The organism is Micromonospora parastrephiae (assembly GCF_016802865.1).
In the GTDB taxonomy this organism is placed as follows: domain Bacteria; phylum Actinomycetota; class Actinomycetes; order Mycobacteriales; family Micromonosporaceae; genus Micromonospora; species Micromonospora parastrephiae.
The window spans coordinates 1-5,071 of the sequence record NZ_JAEVHM010000290.1; the positions used below are offsets into that span (position 1 = coordinate 1).

5 protein-coding genes are annotated in these 5,071 nt (G+C 70.3%); 2 read left to right on the forward strand and 3 right to left on the reverse strand.

What is annotated here, in order from left to right; all coding sequences use genetic code 11:
* Positions 1-316: 316 nt before the first annotated feature.
* Positions 317-574, forward strand: coding sequence for a hypothetical protein (locus JNW91_RS29545; protein ID WP_203178790.1), 258 nt, complete (start codon positions 317-319; stop codon positions 572-574).
* A gap of 72 nt (positions 575-646) precedes the next feature.
* Here the strand turns inward: JNW91_RS29545 and sucD are convergent, their stop codons facing one another.
* The 3 genes from sucD to JNW91_RS29560 all read right to left on the reverse strand — a co-directional run bounded on the left by sucD (position 647) and on the right by JNW91_RS29560 (position 3,551).
* Complete coding sequence (sucD, locus tag JNW91_RS29550) at positions 647-1,534, reverse strand: succinate--CoA ligase subunit alpha (RefSeq protein ID WP_203178792.1); 888 nt, start codon at positions 1,532-1,534, stop codon at positions 647-649.
* Between the two features lie 2 nt (positions 1,535-1,536).
* On the reverse strand, positions 1,537-2,715 hold the full coding sequence (sucC, locus tag JNW91_RS29555) for an ADP-forming succinate--CoA ligase subunit beta (RefSeq protein WP_203178794.1): 1,179 nt from the start codon (positions 2,713-2,715) through the stop codon (positions 1,537-1,539).
* Positions 2,716-3,146: 431 nt separating this feature from the next.
* Positions 3,147-3,551 (reverse strand): cobalamin B12-binding domain-containing protein, encoded by a 405-nt coding sequence (locus JNW91_RS29560; RefSeq protein WP_203178796.1) that lies wholly within the window; start codon positions 3,549-3,551, stop codon positions 3,147-3,149.
* Positions 3,552-3,962: 411 nt separating this feature from the next.
* Between JNW91_RS29560 and JNW91_RS29565 the strand changes: the two genes are divergently transcribed.
* Complete coding sequence (locus JNW91_RS29565; RefSeq protein ID WP_203178798.1) at positions 3,963-4,670, forward strand: M23 family metallopeptidase; 708 nt, start codon at positions 3,963-3,965, stop codon at positions 4,668-4,670.
* The last annotated feature ends 401 nt before the right edge of the window (positions 4,671-5,071 follow it).

Here is a 5,071-nt window from a genome sequence, read left to right on the forward strand (position 1 = left end):
GACCCGCCGACGCGGGGCGCGGGCACCCGTCGGGCCGGCGTGGCACGGTCGGCCGGCCGGTCGTCGGCGCGCACACCGGCCGGGACGGGCTGGGACGGTCAGGGGTGACGGGGGACATCCGCTCTACTCTGGCACGTCGCGCGGGCGGGAGCAGTCCGTTAACCCGCCCCGAAGGGCGGCGAGTTGACCGAACCTCGGTCCGGGACGCCCGCTCCGGTCTAGCCTCGGCCCAGAGGGGGCGCGCGTCGCCGTCACCCGGATCGGGCACCGGTCACGGTCCGGGGCGGTCGCCGCCCACGAGCGCCCGGAGGAAGCTGTGACGACCGCATACCCGCCGCCCCCAGCTCGGGGACGGGACCGGACGACGCTCTGGGGCGTGCTGGGCATCGTGGTGGGCCTGATCTGCTGCGGCATCCTCGGCATCGTCTTCGGCTATCTGTCCATCCGGGACGCCCGGCGCTACGGCCAGTCGCCGGTGCTCGGATACCTCGCCATCGTGTTCGGCGTGATCAACATCATCGGCGGCGCGATCCTGCGTCTCACCGGCAACTACCCGTTCTGGAACAACGACTGAGCGGGTCGGGGCGCGTACGCCGGAGGGGGTCGACCGCTTCCGGTCGACCCCCTCCGATGCTGCCTGGCCGGCTCAGTTGCCGGACATGATCTCCCGCATCAGCTTCGCGGTCTCGGTCGGCGTCTTGCCGACCTTGACCCCGACGGCCTCCAGCGCCGCCTGCTTCGCCTCGGCGGTGCCGGCCGAGCCGGAGATGATCGCCCCGGCGTGACCCATGGTCTTGCCGGGGGGCGCGGTGAAGCCGGCGATGTAGCCGACCACCGGCTTGGTGACGTTGGCCTTGATGAACTCGGCGGCCCGCTCCTCGGCGTCGCCGCCGATCTCACCGATCATGACGATCGCGTCGGTCTCCGGGTCCGCCTCGAAGGCGGCCAGCGCGTCGATGTGGGTGGTGCCGATGATCGGGTCACCGCCGATGCCGACGCAGGTGGAGAAGCCGATGTCCCGCAGCTCGTACATCATCTGGTAGGTCAGCGTGCCGCTCTTGCTGACCAGGCCGATCCGGCCGGCGCCGGTGATGTCGGCCGGGATGATGCCGGCGTTGGACGCGCCCGGCGAGGCGATGCCCGGGCAGTTCGGCCCGATGATCCGGGTCCGCTCGCCCTGCGCCAGGTTGTACGCCCAGAACGCGGCGGTGTCGTGCACCGGCACGCCCTCGGTGATCACCACGGCCAGCGGGATCGCGGCGTCGATCGCCTCGACCACGGCGGCCTTGGTGAACTGCGGCGGCACGAAGATGACAGTGACGTCGGCTCCGGTCTCGGCCATGGCGTCCGCCACGGACGCGAAGACCGGCAGCTCGGTGCCGTCGAAGTCGACAGTCTGGCCCGCCTTGCGCGGGTTGACGCCGCCCACCACGTTGGTGCCCGCGGCGAGCATCCGCCGGGTGTGCTTGGAGCCCTCGGAACCGGTCATCCCCTGGACGATGACCTTCGAGTCCTTGGTCAGCCAGATAGCCATGATCAGACCCCCGCAGCTGCCAGCTCGGCGGCCCGCTCGGCCGCGCCGTCCATGGTGTCCACCCGCTGCACGAGCGGGTTGTTCGCGCCGTCCAGGATCGCCCGGCCGGCTTCGGCGTTGTTGCCGTCGAGCCGGACGACGAGCGGCTTGGTGACCTGCTCGCCGCGCTGCTCCAGCAGGGCCAGCGCCTGGATGATGCCGTTGGCGACCTCGTCGCAGGCGGTGATGCCGCCGAAGACGTTGACGAAGACGCTCTTCACGGCCGGGTCGGAGAGCACGATCTCCAGCCCGTTCGCCATCACCGCGGCGCTCGCGCCGCCGCCGATGTCGAGGAAGTTGGCCGGCTTGACGTTGCCGTGCCGCTCACCGGCGTACGCGACCACGTCGAGGGTCGACATGACCAGGCCCGCGCCGTTGCCGATGATGCCGACCTCGCCGTCGAGCTTGACGTAGTTGAGGTCCTTCTCCTTGGCGGCCTGCTCCAGCGGGTCCACGGAGGCCTGGTCGACCAGGGCTTCGTGGTCCGGGTGCCGGAACGCGGCGTTCTCGTCCAAGGTGATCTTGGCGTCGAGCAGCAGCATCCGCCCGTCGCCGTTCTTCGCGAGGGGGTTCACCTCGACCAGGGTGGCGTCCTCGGCGACGAACGCCTGCCACAGGCCGACGGCCACCTCGACGACCTGGTCGGCGACCTCGGCCGGGAAGCCGGCGGCGGAAACGATCTCCCGTGCCTTGGCCTCGTCGACGCCGGTGTTCGCGTCGATCGGTGCCTTGACCACACGGTCCGGGGTCTCGGCGGCGACCTGCTCGATGTCCATACCGCCGGCCACGCTGGCGATGCAGAGGAAGGTGCGGTTCGCCCGATCGAGCAGGTACGAGAAGTAGTACTCCTCGGCCACGTCCGCCGTCACCGTGATCATGACCTTGTGGACGGTGTGACCCTTGATGTCCATGCCGAGGATGTCGGTGGCCCTGGCCACCGCCTCATCCGGGCCCTCGGCCAGCTTGACGCCGCCTGCCTTGCCTCGGCCGCCGACCTTCACCTGCGCCTTGACGACCACTCGACCGCCGAGGCGTTCGGCGATCGCGCGGGCCTCCTGGGGGGTAGTGGCGACGCCGCCGGCCAGCACGGGCAAGCCGTGCCGCTCGAACAGGTCCCGCCCCTGGTACTCGTACAGGTCCACGATTGCGCGTCCCGTCCCGTCTCCGCGGCGCGCCGTCGCGCCGCCACCAGCGTTCAGAAAACAGTTTGACGCCTGTCATCACTTGACACAGGCCGTTGGCCGCAGCCTAGCGAGGTGGGCACCGCCGGCAACCGAGCGGGTGCACGGTGTGCGGTAATGCACAACCCGGCAGCACGCGGGGCCGGTTTCGGTCCCGGCGCGTGCGGCGTCAACCGTCCGGGCGATGTTGTCGGGGGTGCGTAACCCGGCCGTCGGGGCGTCGTTGAGTCAGGTGTCGGAGCGCTGATCAGCGCGATGACGGGAGACGGCCGATGCCCTGTCGGTCGAGGGGTGGCGGCGGGGCATCGTGCATAGAGGGGCCGGACGTGTGAGGGGTGCGTCCGGCCCCTCCCCCGTGCCCGGACCCGTCCGACGACCCGCGCCGGTACGTGTCAGGCGACCGGCTGCGCCACGTTCTGCCGGACCCACTCGACGATCGCCTGGGTGGTGGCCCCCGGCGTGAAGATCTTGGCGACGCCCAGCTTCTCCAGCTCGGGGATGTCGCCGTTGGGGATGATGCCGCCGCCGAACACGACGATGTCCCGGGCATCCCGCTCGCCGAGCAACTCCAGGACGCGACGGAAGAGCGTCATGTGCGCACCGGACAGCACCGAGAGGCCGACCGCGTCGGCGTCCTCCTGGATGGCCGTCTCCACGATCTGCTCCGGAGTCTGGTGCAGGCCGGTGTAGACGACCTCCATCCCCGCGTCACGCAGGGCCCGCGCGACGACCTTGGCGCCACGGTCGTGGCCGTCCAGGCCTGGCTTGGCGACGACGACCCGAATACGAGAGCTCATCAGCGCACACCTTTCACCGGCTCCACGGCCTTTACCTGAACGAACGGTAACCCGGCCGGCCGGGTCCGGGAAATCCGGGCCGGAAAACCCACTGGGCACGGCTGACGTCGGACGGCACCCGACGGGCCTCGCCGTCAAGCCGGACGACTCCGCCGGACCGGTCACGGTCGGCGACGAACGGGTAGTAACGAGGGCACCGTTCGACGTCACGATGCGTGACAATCAGGGACGCAAGCGGACAGATCGACACGCCAATTCTGCGCTCTGGCTTGTGACTCGCCTGGTGGTTGGCTAACGTGTCCACGGTTGTCATCAGGTCCATGGACGGGTGACGACGCGGTCAGCGGACGTTCACTGGAGCTTCACGAACGTCCACCGGCCGCCTCGGAACCCCGACAACGGAGGGTGTGCGTGCGCCAGCGCCTGTCGTCTGAGCCCGATCGATATCGCGGTCGCCGCCGCGTGCCCACCCCACCCCGCAGCCGTTACGCCGCGGTCGTCACCACGGCGTTCGTCGGAGCCGGCATCGTCGCGCTCGGCGCGAGCGCCCTGCCGGACGCCAAGGACGTCAGCCCGACGGTCCTCGACGAGCTCAAGCAGGCGTCGGTCACCAGCCAGGACGCCGCGGCCCGTGCGGACAACGCCGACCGCGCCTCCCGGGACAGCCGCCCCAAGGACAGCGCCGAGCCCGAGGTCTGGCTGCTGCCGCTGCAGGGTTACGACTTCAACTCCCCGTACGGGCTCCGCTGGGGCAAGATGCACACCGGCGTCGACCTGGTCGTCCCCGAGGGCACGCCGTACGTGGCGGTCCACGACGGCGTGGTCACCAAGGCCGGCTGGTTCGGCGGGTACGGCAACGCGGTGATCGTCCAGCACGCCGACGGCAGTGAGGCGATCTACGGCCACTCCTCCGCGGTCAGCGTCAAGGAGGGGCAGCAGGTCAAGGCGGGCGACCAGCTCGGCCTGGTGGGTCAGACCGGCCACGCCTACGGCGTTCACCTGCACCTTGAGATCCATGTCAAGGGCCAGCCGATCGACCCGGTGCCGTTCCTCCAGGACCGCGGAGTGGACATCAAGCTGCAAGTCGAGGCAATCTACAGCGAGGTAGCCGCGTCCTGACGCTGCGTATCGACCGTTGACCGCCCGGATCTGTCGATCCGGGCGGTTTTTGGTGGACGGATGTCAGCTGGGTCACACCACAGACTGTGACCGACGGCACCGGACCACATGATCACATTTACGGACGGAACACCGCAGGGCGGAAGATATCCGGGCAGGACGCCGCAGGCCGGCCGGGCGGTGGCTCGGTCCCGGTACCCGGCCGCACTCGGCTCGACACCAGTATTTCGAGGTCAAGTGCCCCTCGACTGTGAAGGTCCGCCGTGCAGGAAGACAGCCCCGTCCAGAACGAGAACACCCCCGACATCGCGGCCGAGCAGCCGCAGCGCCCCGGCCGGCGGCGCCGCCCCATCCTGCTCGGCGCGGCCGTCCTGACCGCGCTCGGCGTGGCCGGCGTCGCC